The 17182-nt window shown below is 61.3% G+C and carries 13 protein-coding genes; 4 read left to right on the top strand and 9 right to left on the bottom strand.

The window, feature by feature from the left end; genetic code table 11:
* Position 1: 1 nt before the first annotated feature.
* From AC5S27_RS07870 to AC5S27_RS07835, 8 genes are all read right to left on the bottom strand, one after another.
* Complete coding sequence (locus AC5S27_RS07870; protein ID WP_493934009.1) at positions 2-1639, bottom strand: UbiD family decarboxylase; 1638 nt, start codon at positions 1637-1639, stop codon at positions 2-4.
* A 125-nt stretch (positions 1640-1764) separates the two neighbouring features.
* The gene (locus AC5S27_RS07865) at positions 1765-2721 is read right to left on the bottom strand and encodes a VTT domain-containing protein (RefSeq protein WP_493934008.1); all 957 of its coding nucleotides are present in this window, start codon (positions 2719-2721) and stop codon (positions 1765-1767) included.
* A gap of 328 nt (positions 2722-3049) precedes the next feature.
* Complete coding sequence (locus AC5S27_RS07860) at positions 3050-3796, bottom strand: phenylalanine 4-monooxygenase (protein ID WP_493934007.1); 747 nt, start codon at positions 3794-3796, stop codon at positions 3050-3052.
* Between the two features lie 110 nt (positions 3797-3906).
* Positions 3907-4383: a hypothetical protein gene (locus tag AC5S27_RS07855; protein WP_493934006.1), complete on the bottom strand. Its 477-nt coding sequence runs from the start codon at positions 4381-4383 to the stop codon at positions 3907-3909.
* A 255-nt stretch (positions 4384-4638) separates the two neighbouring features.
* A complete protein-coding gene (locus AC5S27_RS07850) occupies positions 4639-5925 on the bottom strand; it encodes a penicillin-binding transpeptidase domain-containing protein (protein WP_493934005.1) in 1287 nt (428 codons plus the stop codon).
* Between the two features lie 308 nt (positions 5926-6233).
* Positions 6234-7820, bottom strand: a complete 1587-nt coding sequence (ftsZ, locus tag AC5S27_RS07845; RefSeq protein ID WP_493934004.1) for a cell division protein FtsZ — start codon at positions 7818-7820, stop codon at positions 6234-6236.
* 36 nt (positions 7821-7856) lie between these two features.
* Positions 7857-9065: a cell division protein FtsA gene (gene ftsA / locus AC5S27_RS07840; protein ID WP_493934003.1), complete on the bottom strand. Its 1209-nt coding sequence runs from the start codon at positions 9063-9065 to the stop codon at positions 7857-7859.
* 34 nt (positions 9066-9099) lie between these two features.
* The gene (locus tag AC5S27_RS07835; RefSeq protein WP_493934002.1) at positions 9100-10407 is read right to left on the bottom strand and encodes a cell division protein FtsQ/DivIB; all 1308 of its coding nucleotides are present in this window, start codon (positions 10405-10407) and stop codon (positions 9100-9102) included.
* A 175-nt stretch (positions 10408-10582) separates the two neighbouring features.
* On the opposite strand from AC5S27_RS07835, the gene AC5S27_RS07830 reads away from it, so the two are divergent.
* The 3 genes from AC5S27_RS07830 (at position 10583) to AC5S27_RS07820 (ending at position 14276) form a co-directional block, all read left to right on the top strand.
* A complete protein-coding gene (locus AC5S27_RS07830) occupies positions 10583-11977 on the top strand; it encodes a M20/M25/M40 family metallo-hydrolase (protein WP_493934001.1) in 1395 nt (464 codons plus the stop codon).
* Between the two features lie 286 nt (positions 11978-12263).
* Positions 12264-13211, top strand: coding sequence for an SDR family oxidoreductase (locus AC5S27_RS07825; protein WP_493934000.1), 948 nt, complete (start codon positions 12264-12266; stop codon positions 13209-13211).
* 78 nt (positions 13212-13289) lie between these two features.
* A complete protein-coding gene (locus AC5S27_RS07820; RefSeq protein ID WP_493933999.1) occupies positions 13290-14276 on the top strand; it encodes a cyanophycinase in 987 nt (328 codons plus the stop codon).
* A 183-nt stretch (positions 14277-14459) separates the two neighbouring features.
* Here the strand turns inward: AC5S27_RS07820 and murC are convergent, their stop codons facing one another.
* Entirely contained in the window at positions 14460-15872 is a 1413-nt protein-coding gene (gene murC / locus AC5S27_RS07815; RefSeq protein WP_493933998.1) for a UDP-N-acetylmuramate--L-alanine ligase, read from the bottom strand.
* A gap of 268 nt (positions 15873-16140) precedes the next feature.
* On the opposite strand from murC, the gene AC5S27_RS07810 reads away from it, so the two are divergent.
* The gene (locus AC5S27_RS07810; RefSeq protein WP_493933997.1) at positions 16141-16725 is read left to right on the top strand and encodes a hypothetical protein; all 585 of its coding nucleotides are present in this window, start codon (positions 16141-16143) and stop codon (positions 16723-16725) included.
* Positions 16726-17182: the final 457 nt, after the last annotated feature.

The raw sequence follows: 17182 nt of genomic DNA, 5'->3' as shown, positions 1-17182 counted from the left end.
GCTACTTGTCGATGCCTAGCTTGCTCCAGATAGTGTCGACTTTGGCCTTCGTTGCTCGATCCATTTCGAGCATGGCTGGCCATGGGCGGTCGAATCCTTCGGCCTTCCACTTGCGCGTGGCGTCGATGCCCATCTTTGAGCCGTAGTTCGGCAGGCGACTGGCATGATCGAGCGAATCGATCGGCCCCAGGATGAACTGTGTGTCGCGCTCGGGATCAATATTGTTCGTCACCCGAAGCGTCACTTCGCCCAAATCCTGCACATCGCAGTCCTCATCGACAACGATGATGCACTTGGTAAACATGGCCTGCCCGAGCGACCAGATGGCAGCCATCACCTTACGCGCCTGCCCCGGATAGCTCTTGCGGATCGCGACGACCATCAGGTTATGGAAGACGCCTTCGGCAGGAAGGTTGATGTCCACGATTTCGGGGATGGTCATCTTCATCATCGGCAGGAAGATGCGCTCCACGGCCTTGCCCATCCAGGCGTCTTCCATGGGCGGCTTGCCGACAATGGTGGCCGCGTAAATAGGGTCTTTACGATGCGTAATACAGGTGATGTGGAAGACCGGATACTGGTCCTGCATGGTGTAGAAGCCGGTGTGGTCGCCGAAGGGTCCTTCGGTACGCATCTCGCCCAATTCAACATAGCCTTCGAGAACAATTTCAGCATTCGCAGGAACTTCCAGATCGACCGTTTCGCACTTGACGATCTCGACGCCCTTGCCGCGCAGGAAGCCTGCGATAAGGTACTCCTCGATCTCCGGCGGCGCGGGCACGATGGCGGAAAAGGTCGTAGCAGGATCGGAGCCGATGGAGACGGCAACTTCAAGGCGCGACCCCTTAAGGTTCCCAAACTGCACCTGCGGCAGTCCTCCGACAGCGCCATCTGGCACGGCGTACGCGCCACCTGAGGATTCCGCCATGGCGGCGACGCGCGCGGCCTTTGGATCGGCGACCGCGTTACTGGCGGCAGCATTACGGAGAGCCTCGCGGTAGTGCTCGGCTGCGACCTTCTGGCGCTGCCAGTGCATGCCTGTGGTCTGGCCATCGTAGACCTGCATGCGGTACATACCGATATTGCGCTTGCCTGACTTCGGATCGCGTGTGTGCACGCACGGCAGTGTAATGAACGGACCGCCATCATGCGGCCAGCAAGTAAGAACCGGGAAGTCGAGCAGGTTGATCTTGTCGCGATGAATGACCTGCTTGCACGGCGCGTCCTTCGCGCTGACCGTCTTCGGAAACGACCGCGTAAGCTCCGCCACCTGCGGCAGCATCTTGAGCTTGTCCAGCAGACCTTCGGGAGCCTTGGTATTCATCAGACCCTGGATACGCTCTGCGACCTGCTCCAGCCGATCGACGCCAAGCGCCATCGCCATGCGGCGTTCAGAGCCGAATTGGTTGATGAAGACCTTGTGGCCGGGGTGACCGACGATGTTTTCAAACAGCAGCGCCGGGCCGCCGGGAGCGTAACCCTTAGCGCCTTTGACTGAGCGCGAACCGCTGCCGGCCTTGGAGACGCGGTCGGTGATCTCAGTGATTTCGAGCCGGGGTGAGACGGGCTCCTTGATGCGCTTCAGTTCCCCGGCCTTGTCCAGGGCCGCTATCCATTCGCGAAGATCGTTGTACGCCACTTACCGCTCCCATGCGCCCGGCTACTTTGACCAGGCTCTACTGCTTCAGTGTATCGGGAGGATCAGGGCTGGGGACGTAGCGTGGTCGAGCGGCTTGTGCCAGAGCAAAAAGAACAGCTTGTGACCTACTGTTGCAACGTGCCAACTGGAGCGATGGCGTCGAGCGGGAAGCCGAGGCGCTTCCACTCGTCGTAGCCGCCGCGCAGGGGGCGTACCCGGTCCACACCCAGCTTATGCAGCGTGAAGGCTGTCCTGGCGGCTGTGGCTTCGCTGGGGCAGGTGCAGTAAAGGACGATATCGCGGTCGAGAGGAATTTCGGAGGTGTGCTGGGTCAGGGTGTCCGGCGAGAGGTGGTGGGCGCCGGGCAAGGTGAACGGATCAGGGACCAGCTCGAGCGGATGGCGCAGATCCACGATATAGACCGGCTCACCTGCATCGAGCATCTGCTTGAGAGTTTCCGGCTCAAGGCGGGCAGTGCGGAACTTCTTCAGGTAGCTCTGACGGCGGTAAATGCGCGAGCCGATGAAGCCGAGGACTCCGAGCAGCAGCAGGAGACCGCCAAAGCGGCCGAGCGTATTGAGAAGACTAGGGTCCTTCTCGATGAGGTCGCCGAAGAGGCGTCCACCCAGCAGCAGGGCGCCGGTCCAGATAAAGGCTCCGCCTGCATCGAAGAGCAGGAATCGGCCGAGGGACATACCGGACTGGCCGGCGACAGGCGGAGCGATCACCGACAGGCCCGGAACGAACTTGGCGAAGAGCAAGGTGTATGCTCCGCGCTTGCCAAAGGAGTCATGCGTGCGACGGACGCACACGGTCGACTCCAGGGAAAACTTGCACAGGAAGCGGAGAACCCAGTTGCCGTAGCGGCGGCCAAAGATGAACCACGTGGTGTCAGCGACCAGACAGGCGACGACTCCGGCGAGAAGCGCCAGAGGAAAACTCATGTGCTCGGTGGCGGATAGAGCTCCGGCGGCGATCAGGACTGGCGTGGCTGGAAGCGGCAGGCCGATCTGCTCCAGGAATACCCAACCGAAGATGAGGAAATAACCGTATGTGAGAAGAATTGCGGTGGGTAGGGGCATGTGAGCAGACCTGAAACCGGGGACGACACCAGTTCCCTATAGGATGCCACGATCTCAACAGCGTTGCATGAATCTCTTTCGGTGCAATTCCGGTGTTCGTTCAACCGCGCTTAGCCTCAACCACGCCGGAAAGAGGCGAACAAGCGACGAATGCATATACGGGGGGAGGGGTATTTATTTTCTGCGATTGCCTGACACGGGCACTCCAGGAATTGAAGATTCGCCTGCAGGTTGATTATCCGCCGATCCGGAGTCAACGCAAGCAATCGAACCCGCACATTCTTTCTCGGATTCCATAACGGGAAAGACGCTTCCCCGATGGCCCGAATCAGGACGGACTCGCAGTGATTTCGGACTCGACCTGTTTGAGGGCTTCATACACCTGGTCGAAGCTTTCGATGGCGAAGAGCAGCTTATGCATCTGGTCGACCTGGACGGGCGTACTCAGGACTTCTTCGAGGTTGAAATTGCGGACTTCGCAACGGCCTTCGAGGACGTTGGTGCATTCGCCATTCGAACTGATCAGCCCGCTGCCGTAGACCTTGATGCGGCCGTGCTGGCGGATGAGGCCAAATTCAACGGTGTACCAGAAGAGGCGTCCGATGCGTTCGAGTACAGCTTCATCTTCGATAGACGCACAGAGCTGGCCGTAATGAGCCAGGAAATCGGCGAAAACGGGGTGCGCGTGCATGGGGACGTGGCCGAAGACGTCGTGGAAGATGTCCGGCTCGGGGGTGTATTCGAGCGAATCCGGCTTGCGCAGCCAGGTGGTGGTGGGAAACTGGCGGGAGGCAAGCATGGCGAAGAAGGCCGGGCCGGGCATGAATCCGCTGACCGGAACAGTGTTCCAGCGAGTGCGCGGCTGCAGGCGGGCGGAGATTTCGCTGAGGTTGGGCAGATGCGCTTCGCTCAGGCCGATGATGGCGAAGCCTTCCAGGTACTCTTCCGCGGCGTGGCGGGCCAGCTGCGGCATACGGCGGCTGACAAGTTCGGCCCAGGTGGCATGCTCTTCCGGGGTGTAGGCGTCGTAGTCCTGCTGAATGAGATAGGGCGTAAAGGAGGGTTCGGTGACCAAGCCTGCCATCTCTTTATTGTGCATGATTTGCTGCGTCGGCTGTTGCGGCAAAAGGAACAGGCGTCGAGGCCGGCTCGACGCCTGTGGAGTTCTGGTTGACGCCACGATGCTTATTTCGGTTGATAGGCTCCCACACCCCAGTAGCAGGGGTTCGCCGCACAGCGGGACATGATGGCCCTCATGTGAAACTTGCCGGTCCATTTCGGCGTGACGTGAACGACGGGTGAGTTATCCGGCTTTACGTCCTGGTCGACGAGGTTGTAGTTCTCATCGTAGAGCTTGATGTCGAGGTCCGTGCAGTCCTGATCGCATTCCCCGATGAAGTAGTAGTCGACGCCGGCCTGCAGCGTGTAGGTCCACTCATCGTAGGTGTTGGTGCGCAGGCTGCCGAGCGCGGTTTCGTGGCTGGGCTCATAGTTGCCGGCGATATCCAGCATGACCATGGCGGTGGCCAGCTTGAGGCGCACATCCTGGGACCAGCGGTTGTTATCGAAACCGGTGCCGGTGGTGGTGGCGTTGGCGTTGACGGCCATGAGGCCTGCAACCAGAAGAAGAGTGAAGAGCGACTTTACGAAGAAGCGTTTCATGACCGATCCTTTCGAGGACTTGCCGGGCCGGACCATGCAGGGCGGCGGGCGATGGGTTGTAACTGCGTTAATCTCTCAGAGTCTCTGTGCTGTGTGGCGGCATATCCTTCCACACCCATATAAGCGCTGAGGCGCGTAACAACTGCTCGCAATGACCGGAAATTATTTTTGGAAACTTACATTGCTGCTAGATGGCGGGCAATAAGAAAGGCCGCCGCAGTATCTGCGACGGCCTCAGATCGAGCTTAGTAATTTCTAGTGCGCAGCCTGAAGAAGGGCTGCTCCGCCCTGGTTGGTGGCTGTCACAGGCTCTTTGCCGCCGAAGTAGTTGCGGTCCCAGAGGCTGCGGTAGAAGAGGCCGGTGAGCTCGGCGGCGCGCGGGCCGAAGACGGGACGGCCGCCTTCGAGGAAGAAGACGGTGACGAGCTGGCCCATAGGCGAATCCGAGAAGGAAGCGAACCAGCCGAAGCGGGTTCCCTTATCCGAGCAGGTCCCTGTCTTGCCGAAGACGGGGAGCTCGTGGAAGTTCACGCGGAGGCTGCGCGCGGTGCCGTATTCAACCGCGCCAGCCATGCCGTCCTGTAGATCGGGAACGTATTTGGCGATATCGAGGGTGCGCTTCACCTTTGGCTCGAACGCGGCTGCTTCAGCCTGCGAGGTCGGATGCTGCAGGTAGTAGAGAGTGCCGCCGTTGGCGATGGCCGCGACGAAAGCGCCCAGCTGCAGCGGGGTCATGGAAACGCCCTGGCCGAAGCTGCACATGCGGCCGACGCCGCCTTCGTTGGCGGGTAGTTCGCGGTCAGGATAGGTGCCGAGCTGCTCACCGGCAATCTGGTAACCGGCCAGCTCCCCGAGGCCAAACGTCGTCGCGTAATGGCGAACGCGCTCGAAGCCGAGTTCCCTGCCCATTTCTTCGAAGTAGAGATTGTTGGATTTGGCGAGGGCTTCGGTCATGTTCATGCGGAAGCCGCCGAGGTTAACCGGCGTGTCGCGGGTTACAAGACCCTCAGAAAGAGCGGCAAGGCCGACGGAGAGCTTGATGGTGGAGCAGGGCTCGGCGCCGGGAGAGAGAGCCAGCTTCTGGTTGACCATGGCGAGAATGCGGCCGTTGGCCGGATTGATGACGACGGCGGTGCCGTTCATGTTGCCTAAAGCGTCAATGGCGGCGGCCCGAATCGTCGGGTCTTCGCCGGCGATGATATCGCCTTCGCCCTGAGTGGTCGAGAAGGAGTTGGCGGTAAATCGCTCATACGAATGGTGACGGCGGGAGACCGTATTGGCGCGCTGTACACGCCCACGGGCGGCGCGGGGGGTGCCCCTACCAGCAACCGCTCTCGCGGATCTTCCAGATTTTGTGGGAGCTTTCTTCGCCGTCGCAGAAGACTTCCGGGCAGCCTTGTGCCTGACTTCCACCAGGTGCGGTTGCGCTGTTTTGGCACGGCGTGTGTTTCTGGGCACATCCGCGGATGCCCCAGTCGCGGCACAGAGATACGTAACGGCTACCAGGGCAAGAACGGCGAATCGCAGGGCAACAGATTTCATCAGGAAAGCTTCCTTCTTGAGTTCCAGATCTCGTGCCGGGCTGGCTTTCCGTGCTCTTGAAGTTTCCCGGGACGGCTTCGTACGGTGCTTGTTGGACTGCGACGAAGGACGAAAAGTTAATTCTTTCGCCAATATCAGCGTAACAAACCCCTCGAAAATGGCCTCTCGAAATGGATCCTGCTGGAAGCGGTCAGTGCCGGTTCCTTTTCTGTCTTGCGGATGACTTAATCGCACTGTACAGAGAGGGTTGAGAAAGATCAACCCTCAAATGGTACGGACGTGCGCTGTGTTCTACGTGAGTACCAGCTTTAGAACTGGCCCCGCCGCAGGAATGCAGGCACATCGAGATCGGTGTGTTCCGGCTCCGGCGCGTGGGTGAAGTAGCCGGGAGCCGTCGCGGGCGTGGCGGACGGGTGCAGCTCGGTCGCATAGTCGCGCGGCAGCGGAGCGTAGGTCGGCGGTTCGCTGAGTTCGGCGAAGCGGGGACGCGCTGGAGCAACGGGTGCCTCGGGCTGATAGGAGAATCGTCCTCCGAACTCCTCAAGTGGATTGGGCGGATTCTGAGGCGCGGCCGAAGCGGGTGCCGGAGTGGCGACCGGAGCCGGAACGGGCTCGGATGTAGGCGCGGCTTCGACAGAAGGCATCTGCGCCACGGCAACCGGGGCGGATTCCTCAGCGGCTACCTGTTCAATAGCTTCGACCCAGGTCTGAGCGCCGATGGTTTCGAGGTTCTCGTCTTCCGGCTCTTCGTCTTCAGTCATGAAGCGCAGAGGCGCGTAGGGAGCGTCAATCTTGGGCTCTTTCATCCAGGTGTCGGGAGCGACAACCGGAACGGAGACGATGGGTGCGGCTTCGACGTCGAGCATGCGGGCGCGGCGCTCGGGCATCTGGTCGCGGAAGCCTGTGGCGATGACGGTGATCTTGACGTCGTCGCCCATCTTTTCGTCGAGAACCGCGCCGAAAATGATGTTGGCGTCTTCGTGGGCGCTGGTCTGGATGAGGGAGGAGGCGGCATTGACTTCGCTCAGCTTGAGCGTGCTGGACCCGGTGATGTTGATGAGGATGCCGCGGGCTCCGTCGATTGCGCCCTCTTCGAGGAGCGGGGAGGCCATGGCGGCCTGGGCGGCTTCCACGGCGCGGTTCTGGCCGGAGCGGACGGCGGTGCCCATGACGGCGTGGCCCATGCCGGCCATCGTGGTCTTCACGTCGGCGAAGTCGCGGTTGATGATGCCGGGGATGGTGATGATGTCCGAGATGCCCTGAACGCCCTGGCGCAGCACGTCGTCGGCGATGCGGAAGGACTCGAAGAAGCCTGCGTCCTTGGCGACGGCGAGCAGCTTTTCGTTGGGGATGACGATCATGGTGTCGACCGACTCGAGCAGCTCGGCCATGCCGCGGTCGGCCTGCTGCAGGCGACGCTTGCCTTCGAAAGCAAAAGGCCGCGTCACAACGGCGACGGTGAGGATGCCCATTTCAGAAGCGAGCGACGCGATGACCGGCGCAGCGCCGGTGCCGGTGCCTCCGCCGAGACCGGCGGTGACGAAGACCATGTCCGCGCCTTCGAGGGCTTCGATGATCTTGTCGGAATCTTCGAGGGCGGCGCGGCGGCCCACGTCGGGGTTGGCCCCGGCGCCGAGGCCGGCGGTGAGTCGCACGCCGAGCTGGAGCTTTACGGGAGCCTGGGAGAGTTTGAGCGCCTGGACGTCGGTGTTGGCGGTGATGAATTCGACGCCCTCGACCTTGGCCTCGATCATGCGATTGATGGCGTTGCCGCCACCGCCGCCGACGCCGATGACCTTGATGCGCGCACCGTGGGGGACTTCATCGTGGAACTGGATGCGGATCGGTTCGGCTTTTGGGCTGTCTGCTGACTGGATCTGGTCGGGCTGGAACATTGGGTGGCGCCTCCGGCAAACTTTACTACTTGAATACTACAAACTTGCTGCGAAGATAGCGCGCAGTTTCGCGCGCAGACTGTTGTTCTCGGCGGTACGTGTGACACGTTTTCGATGCGCGTAGAGCAGCATTCCGACGAGCGTAGCATAGGACGGATGCGTTAGTTCTGACGGCATGCGCGAAAGCTGCACCGGATGGCCGATGCGAGCGCGGACGTGGAGAATGCTTTCGGTCACGTCGAGCAGGCCGGGCAGGGTCGCTCCGCCTCCGGTGAGGACGCATCCGGCGCCGAGCGCTCCGAGGACGCCGCCGTCGCGCAGGCTGCGGCGGACCATGTCGAAGAGTTCGCGGGCGCGCGGTTCGAGGATTTCGGCGACCATGCGGTGGCGGATCATCGTGGGATGGGGATTGCGGATTTCAATCTCGTCGAGCTGCGGGACGGCGGTGACAACGCTGTGCCCGTATCTCAGCTTGAGCTGCTCGGCCTGGGCTACCTGCATCTGCAGAACGACGGCGAGGTCGTTGGTAAAGTGTTGACCGCCAAAGGGGATGCTGCCGGTGTGGGCGACTGCGCCTTCGAAGAAGACGACCAGCTCCGTGGAGTGCGCGCCGATATCGAGCACGCAGACACCGAGTTCGCGCTCGTCGGCGGTGAGGGTGGCTTCGGCGGAGGCGATGGCTTCGAAGACGGTGTCGGTGACTTCCAAACCTGCCCGGTTGGCGCAGGTCACTACGGACTGCTGCGCGCTGCCGGAGCAGGTGGACATGTGCAGATCGACTTCGAGGCGGCTGCCGACCATGCCTACGGGGTCGTAGATGCCGGGCTGGTCGTCGAGGACGAACTGGCGGGTGAGCAGGTGCAGGATTTCGCGGTCGGGCGGAAGCGAGACGCCGCGGGCGCGTTCGACGGCGATCGAGACGTCGTCCTTGGTGATCTCGCGCATGCGGGTACCGAAGTTGAGCCCGGCGGTGGTATTCACGCCCATGACGTTCGGGCCGCCGACGCCGACCATGCACTCGTCGATGTTGACGCGGACCATCTGCTCGGCGCGGTCGCTTGCTGCCTTGACGGCGCGAGCGGCGGGGCCGAGTTCGGCGATGAGGCCTTTGCGCATGCCTGCCGACTCGACCACGGAGTGAGCGCGGTAGCGCAGGGCGCCCTCGTTGAGGTCAGCCGCCAGCACCCGCGTGTGGGCGGAGCCTACGTCGAGGACTACGATCAGGTTTTCCTGCTTCTGGCTCATAGCATTTCAGTGGTCAGTGGCTAGTGATCAGTGGTTAGATTCCCTGCTTTGTTTGTGCCGGGGTTGGATGAGGTTTGTGCGCTGCTGCTCTTGCATGGGCTGCTTTGGCCTTTTCGGCTTTGAGCCTGGCGGCTTTTTTCTTCGCTTCCGCTGCTTTGTGTTCTGCTGTGGTTTTGGCCGGGATTGCTTTAGCGGGAACTGCCTTTGGTGCGGCTGGCTTGGTGGCAACTTTTGCTGCCGCGGGTTTTGCCTCCGCCTTGATTGCGGGCTTCTCTTCTGTTGGGACGATCGTGTCTTTTCCGCCCAGGGTATCTTTGGACATTTCGAGCGGGACTTCGCCGTTGTAGCGGAGGTCGACGCCGATCAGTTTGGGGTAGCGGCCGCGCCATTCGGCGATGTGTGCCTTATAGAGTTGCAGGCGCTGGAGGAAATGGTCTTCGCCGAAATGGGCGAGGATGTCGGAGCCCTGCTCCGGCATGACGGCGCGGAGGTCTTCGGGATCGGACAGGTCGATCTCCGAGACCTGATTGGTCAAGTGCTGGTTGTTCTGGTCGAGTTCGGCGAGGAAGCGCAGGTAAATGCCCATGCGGGTGCGGCGGGACGCAAGCGAGTCCTGGGCGTTGATGCCGGTGACGACCGGGAACGAGTAGTGGTGCTGGGCCATCATGGCCGGAGGCATGGAGAGGATGACGCCGTCGGCGTCGGCCAGTTCAACCTGCCCGCCCTGGCGCACGAAGGCGACCGGGGTGCGTTCGACGATGCTGACGCTAAGGCGATCAGGCAGGAAGCGCATGACCGTGGCCTGCTGTACCCATGGAATGGCTTCAAGCTGCTTGCGCCGCTCGGCGAGCGGAACGAAGAAGATGTTGCGGCCAATGTCTTCGCCGAAGATGGGCAGGACTTCGGTGCGGTTGACTTCGCTGAGGCCGCTGGACTGGATGCTCGATGCGCCGGTGATGCGGAAGTGCGCGTCGCGAGTGAGAAAGCGATGCGTAATGACTCCGACCGCGGTCATCGCGCCGAGGGCCATCACGACTGAAGTTCCGAGGAGTACGCGGCCAAAGGTGCTGCGCGGACGCCACCATGCGCTGCTGGACCACGAATTGCGAGCCGGGGTGAATTTGGTGCGGCGCGGGATCGGACCGGACGAGCCCATGTCGTCGATATCGTCGACGGAAGAGGGCATGGCGGAGACGACGCGGCGCGAGGGCCGGTCGCCCGCAAGGACGGCTGAGGGTGCGCGCCATGCTCCGCGAGTGACCGTGGCCTGAGGCACAGCGGGGTCGCCGGAGACGGGATCGTCCCACAGGGTCGTTCGATTTGAATTGCTATTCTTCGCCACGCCCGAGCCAGGTCGTGAGAATCGCCAACTTTGACTATACGGGGCGGGTTCGGGATTCTGAGCAGGAAATTGGGCTGGGAATCCGGCGGGTAACGGCTTTCGAAGTTGCCAGACAGCCCGAAAGCGCGTGTCTTGTATAGTTGCCACATTCCTATCTGCAGGAGCCCTCCTTACTATGCTGCTACGCAATACCTTCTTGTTTATTGCCTTTAGCGCTTTCGCTTTGGCCGCTTCCGCGCAGAATTCGCGCGTGCTTTCGCCGGAAAAGGCTGCTGAGGAGACGGCTGGATTTCTTCGAGACTTGGTCCAGATGGATACCGAGGACCCGCCGGGCAATGAGTCGCAGGTGGCGAATTACTTGGCTGCCGTCTTCAAGCGCGAGGGGATTCCCTACGAGATTCTGGAGCCGGTGGCGGGACGTGCGAGCATCGTGGCCAGGCTTAAGGGGACGGGGGCGAAGCGGCCTGTGCTGATGCTGGCGCATGAGGATGTGGTGCCCGTGGACCGGGCGCATTGGACTGTGGAACCGTTCAAGGCGGAGGTGCGCGACGGGGTGCTGTACGGGCGCGGGGCTTCGGATGACAAGAGCCCGCTGGCGGCGCATCTGGAAGCGCTGCTGCAACTGAACCGCAGCGGCGAAAAGTTTGCGCGGGACATCGTCTTTCTTGCGGAGGCCAGCGAGGAGACCAGCTCGCCGGCCGGGATGCATACGCTGGTGGAGCGCTACTGGGACCGGCTGGACTGCGAATTCGCCGTCAACGAAGGCGGCGCGGCTGAGGTGACGGACGGCAAGATTCCTTACTTCGGGATTGCGACCGGCGAGAAGCTGCCGCGCGGGGTGAAGCTGATTGCCAAGGGAACGAGCGGGCATGCTTCCGTGCCGGTGCTGGATAACCCTGTGACGCATCTGGCTTTAGCGATTGGCAAGCTGGGAACGTGGGAGACGCCGATGCGGCTGAACGATACGACCCGGGAGTTCTTTGCCGGCCTCGCGGGAATTTCTCCGCCGGAGCAGGCGGCGGTTTTTCGCTCTCTCGAGAAGCCAGAATCGCAGGCTTATCTGCATAAGAATCTGCCTGCGTTCTACTCGATGCTGCATACTTCGGTCGTTCCGACGATCTTCAAGGCGGGATTCAAGTCCAATGTGATTCCTCCCGAGGCTGAGGCTCAGGTGGATATTCGGGCGCTGCCGGATGAGGACCTGCCGGCGTTTTTCGCTGCAATGAAACGGGTTGTGGACGATCCTTCGGTGACGATTCTGCCGCCGGACACGACCGACAGCATGCCTGCCGCGCCCGCAAGCTCTCCGCATACGGCCATGTTTGCCGCTCTGCAGGCGGCGCAGAAGAAGCTGCTGCCTGGGTCGATTACAGTGCCGGTGATGAGCACGGGGGCGACCGATTCTTCGTTTTTGCGGACGAAGGGCGTGAATGCTTATGGGATTCGTGTGCCGCGGACGTTTGAGATGAACAAGGGCGTGCATGGGAACGATGAGCGGATTGAGTTGAAGTATGTCAGCCTCTACGAGCAACTGGTGGAGGAGGCGATTGGGCAGGTCAGCCGGCCCTGATGCTGAAGTTGACGATTGAAACGGTGTCGGACGTTGCGCAATATCTGTACGACGATGCGCAATCCTCGTGCCACGTTGCGCAATCGACGAGTCTACGTTGTGCAATCGGACTTAGGGTGGTGCGCAATCGTCGTGCGGGAATTCGGTCAGTGGAACCGATTGATTCCGGAAAGACTCTTGGAGACGTCACAAAAGAGGCATGAGGCGCGAATCCCGCGCGAAATGAGACAGTCCGGGTTGCGTGCCGGGAGTAAGAAGATAAGTGGCACGCTAAAGGAGTTTCGAGATGCGAATTTTTGTTACAGGCGCGACAGGGTATATCGGACGGGTGGTAGTGCAGAAGGCGATTGCTGCGGGGCACAATGTGTACGGGCTTTCGCGGAGCGACGAGGGCGATGCGCGGCTGGAGGCGCTCGGCGCAAATATTGCCAGCGGGGATCTCGGCAATCTGGACGTTCTGGAGGAGCAGGCGAGGCTGGCGGATGCGGTGATCCATCTGGCGTATATTCACGACTTCACGATGCCGTATGAGAAGGTGTTGGCGACTGATGCCGCTGCGGTGGACGCGCTGGCGAGAGGGATGCACCTGACGGAGAAGGCGCTGGTGATGACTTCTGGCACGGCGGTTGTTGAGCCAGATGCTTACGGCGATGAGACGCCTGAGGAAGCGCCGATTTCGAAGACCTTTGTGCTGAAGGACCGGATCAACTCCGAGCGGCATGCATTGAGCAAGGTGAATGAGGGCGTGAAGGTGAGCGTGATCCGGCTGCCGCCGTATGTGTACGGGCGTGGCGGGAGCCACTTTGTGCCGATGCTGCTGGAAGCGGCGGCGAATGCTGGCGAGTCGATCTATGTCGGCGACGGGTCGATTCGGACTTCGACTGTCGAGGTGGACGACGCGGCTGACCTCTTTCTGCTGGCAGCGGAGCGGGCTGATGCGGGTTCGGTGTTCAACGGCGTGGGGTCGACTTCAGTGACCTTGAAGTCGCTGGCGATTGCGATTGGTGAAGCGCTGGGTGTGCCGGCGCGGTCGGTGACGCTGGATGAGGCGCGGACGATCTGGGGAGATTTCCTGACTTCGTTTGTGCAGTTTGATAACCGGGCTTCGAGCAGGAAGGCGATGCTGGAGCTAGGGTGGAAGCCGATGGGGATCGATATGCTGACGGATATTCAGAATGGGTCGTATTCGCCGCTGGTGGCGAGGCTGCGGGAGAAGGTTCCGGCGAAACGATAGCTTTGCCGGGTCTGGGTCTGATAGCCCAGTTTGATTCGCTTCGCCTGTTTGGAAGGCCTTTGCGGGTTAAGCTGGGCTATGCAATTTTGGCGATTAGGAATATCGGCGGCACTGGCGGCGATTTGTATTTCGGCCGGGGCGCAGGGGCAGAAGGCTTACCAGTATTTCCGCGTTGGGGCGGCGGCGGATTTGGTGGCCAAGCCTCGGGCCGGGTTTGCGCTGATGGGTGGCGGGACGGATCTGGATGAGGCGTTTCGCTGGATGTGCGAGCGGGCTGGTGGCGGGGATTTTCTCGTGCTGCGGGCGGCCGGGACGGATGCTTATAACTCCTACATGCTCGGGTTGCAGGATGGGAAGGCTTGCCGGCTGAATTCTGTGGCTACCCTGGTGATTCCTGACAAGGCTGCGGCAAATGATCCGTTTGTGGCGGAGGCGATTGCTCATGCTGAGGCGATCTTTATCGCTGGTGGAGATCAGGCTAACTATATCCGGTACTGGACGGGGACGCCGGTGCAGGCGGGGATCAATGCTGCGATTGCGCGCGGGGTGCCGGTAGGCGGGACGAGCGCTGGGCTGGCGGTGATGGGGGAGTGGGTCTACTCCGCTGAGGGAGACAAGCCGGATGATCCGAATCTGGATTCGAAGACCGCGCTGAGTGATCCCTTGGGGCCGCGGATTACGCTGGTGCGTGGGTTTCTGGAGATTCCGGTGTTGAAGGGGATCATTACGGATTCGCATTTTGCCAAGCGGGATCGGATGGGGCGGCTGCTGGTGTTTTTGGCGCGGATTGGGGATTCTGGGGTGCGGGGGCTGGGTATTGAGGAGCGAACGGCGGTTCTGCTGGAGACGGATGAAAAGGCGACGGTGGTTGGGCGGGGCGCCGCTTATTTTGTTCGAGGAGTGAAGCCGGTTGGGCGACTGGTGGCTGGGCAGTGGATGCCGGATGCTGGGTTTGAGGTGCTGAAGGTGGGGCCTGGGAAAGTGTTTGATTTGCGAACCTGGGCGGCCGACGCGGTCTCGTATGCGGTTGACGTGAAGGCGGGGAAAGCGGCCACGGCTTATTGAGGTGAGCTTGGCTGGGAATGCCCGGGGCTGAAGCCCCTCTTGTCTTGGTGACTTTCAGTGGCCTGAAGGCCACTGCTCCCTCCGGAAAGCAACAGCAGATTCCCTTCGGGAATGACAAACAAAAAACTACAGCAAAAGCAGAGGCAACGGCAAAAGCAAAGGCAACGGCAAAAGCTGGTGCTGCTACTGGGCTACTTCTGCTTTGGCTTCGATTGCTGTCAGCACTTGGGGGGCTAGCTGGCTTACGTTGCCCGCGCCCAGGGTCATGATCAGGTCGCCGGGTTGGGCTTCTGCTGTGACACGCTCTACTGCGGATGGGAAGTCGGCGGCGTAGTGAGATTCTGTGTCGCGCATTCTGGCTACTAACAGTTCGGCGTCTATGCCGGGGATGGGTTCTTCGCTGGCGGCGTAGATGGGGAGGACTGTGACGGAGTCGGCCAGGGTGAAGGCGTGGCTGAACTCTTCGAGCAGGTCGCGGGTACGGGTGTAGCGGTGCGGCTGGAAGATGACGTGGATCTTGTTGTAGCCGCATTCGCGGGCGGCGGCTAAGGTGGCGGAGATTTCGGTGGGGTGGTGGCCGTAGTCGTCTACTACGGCAATGCCGTTGGCTTTGCCGCGGAGCTGGAAGCGGCGGTCTACGCCGTTGAAGTTGGCCAGGCCGGTGGCGATGAGGTCGGCCGGGACTTCGAGCTGGCAGGCGATGGCCACGGCGGCTGTGGCGTTGAGGATGTTGTGGCGGCCGGGGACGCGGAGTTCGAAGGGACCTTGCGGGCCTTTGGCGGTGTGGACCTGGAAGCGGGCGAAGCCGGGGCCGGCGGAGCAGGCTGGGCCGGTCGCGTCTGGATTCGATGCAAGGATTTCGAGGCGGTAGTCGGCTTCAGCGGAGACTCCGTAGGTGTAGATGCGGCGCTGGGCGCGGGGCAGGATCTTGGCCAGGAGCGGGTTATCGATGCAGGCGGTAACGGCGCCGTAGAAGGGAACCTTGTCCATGAAAGTAAGGAAGGCGGATTCGACGTCATCCATGTCGCGGTAGCAGTCCATGTGCTCGCGGTCGAGGTTGGTGACGATGGCGAGGATGGGCGAGAGCTTGAGGAAGGAGCGGTCGCTTTCGTCGGCTTCGGCGACGAGGTATTGGGACTGGCCGAGACGGGCGTTGGAGCCGAGGGCGTCTACGCGGCCACCTACGACTACTGTCGGATCGAGACCGCCGGCGGCGAGGACTGACGCGACCATGGAGGTTGTCGTTGTCTTGCCGTGCATGCCGGCTACAGCTATTCCGTATTTGAGGCGCATGAGTTCGGCGAGCATTTCTGCGCGCTGGATGACGGGGACTTTGCGTGCTCGGGCTTCTACTACTTCTGGGTTGCGCGGGCTGACGGCGGAGCTGGTGACGACTACTGTCGCGTCGCCGAGATGGCCGCTTTCGTGGCCTTCGTAAATCGTTGCGCCCATTTGGGCGAGGCGGTCGGTGATGGGGCCGCGGCGCAGGTCGGAGCCGGAGACTTTCATGCCCAGGGTGAGCAGGATTTCGGCGATGCCGCTCATGCCGATGCCGCCGATTCCGATGAAGTGAACGTGTTGCTTTTGGATGAACATGTAAAAGGCAAGGGTAACATTTCGGGGAACGGGGTCAGGGAACAGCAAACAGCGGACAGCAAACAGCGGACAGTGATCATTGGTTAGGCGAATGGTCGTGGATGCTTTGTGAGAAGTGAAAGTTGCAGATTGTTGGCCGCAACCTTTTGCTGGGGGTGTGTTTGTACTGTCAGGAAAGGCGAGTTGCAAGGGAACGGCGGTTGACAAGTTCTCCTCTCGACGACTCGCGGTCTCCGGATTGAATTGCCGGGGCGAAGGGGTGGGTGCCATGCGGAATACGATTTTTGCAAACCTTGCTAGCGGTCGGAAGTGGATGTTTGGAATGGTGGCTGCGGCCGGGTTGCTCACGGCTGGAACGGTAGCCGCTGCGGCGCAGGCTCCTTACCAGGGGCAGCAGTATCCTGCTCAGAATCCTAACCAGGGACAGTACCAGGGACAGGGGCAGTACCAAGGCCAGTATCAAGACCAGGGCCAATACCAGGACCAAGGTCAATACCAGGGTCAGGATGGCTATGACACAGCGGCAATTCCTCCCTGCCCTGGGGATGGGTATGTCTGGACGGTTGGGTATTACAACGGCGGGTATTGGGTGCCCGGGGCATGGGTGTTTCGCGGGCCTGGGTATCGAGTCTATCCGGGCTGGAATGCGGGCTGGGGCCGTGGATACGCTTACGGCTACGGTCGCGGGTATCGGCCCGAGGTAAGGTTCGATCACCGTGGCGGCGGCTGGGACCGGCGCGGATTTGATGGGCGTGGCCAGAACTTTGGGCATGCGCAAGGTGGAGGCTTCCAGGGTCACGGTTTCGCGGGCGGTGGTCACGGATTTGCCGGTGGCCATGGCGGACACCGGTAAGCTGATTTGTTTGTATCGTTTGCAGGCTTGATTGCTCGCAGATACGGCCCCTTCTCCGAAATGGAGAAGGGGCCGCTTTGTTTTGCGCGAGGGAGTGCGGGTACGAAGGACGAAATCGATGTGTTGGGCTTGCAGAAAGTTTGGTCCTTCGCGCAACTTATCGCACTGGATGGCGTTCAAATCAACAGAGACGCTGGAAACGGCGTTAGCTGACCGGAAGGGATTGGAAATCTCCTTCTCACACGTTCTTCTCACGGCCTCGGGATACGGGTGCGGTGAGTTCCGGAAGGCTCCTGGAGGTCTACAATGCGGAATCTTCGCTTGGTTTTCTTGGCAGCGTTGCTGGCGGTGATGGTGTCTTTGACACCGAAGGCTGAAGCGCGCGTATTTGTCGGTGTGGGGATTGGCCCGGTGATTGCGCCTGTGCCCTACGCTTATGGCCCGCCGGTTTGCGATT

It is taken from the genome of Acidicapsa borealis (assembly GCF_059115245.1).
The sequence above is the reverse complement of the archived record's forward strand: the minus strand, read 5'-3'. Positions and strand labels throughout refer to the sequence as shown.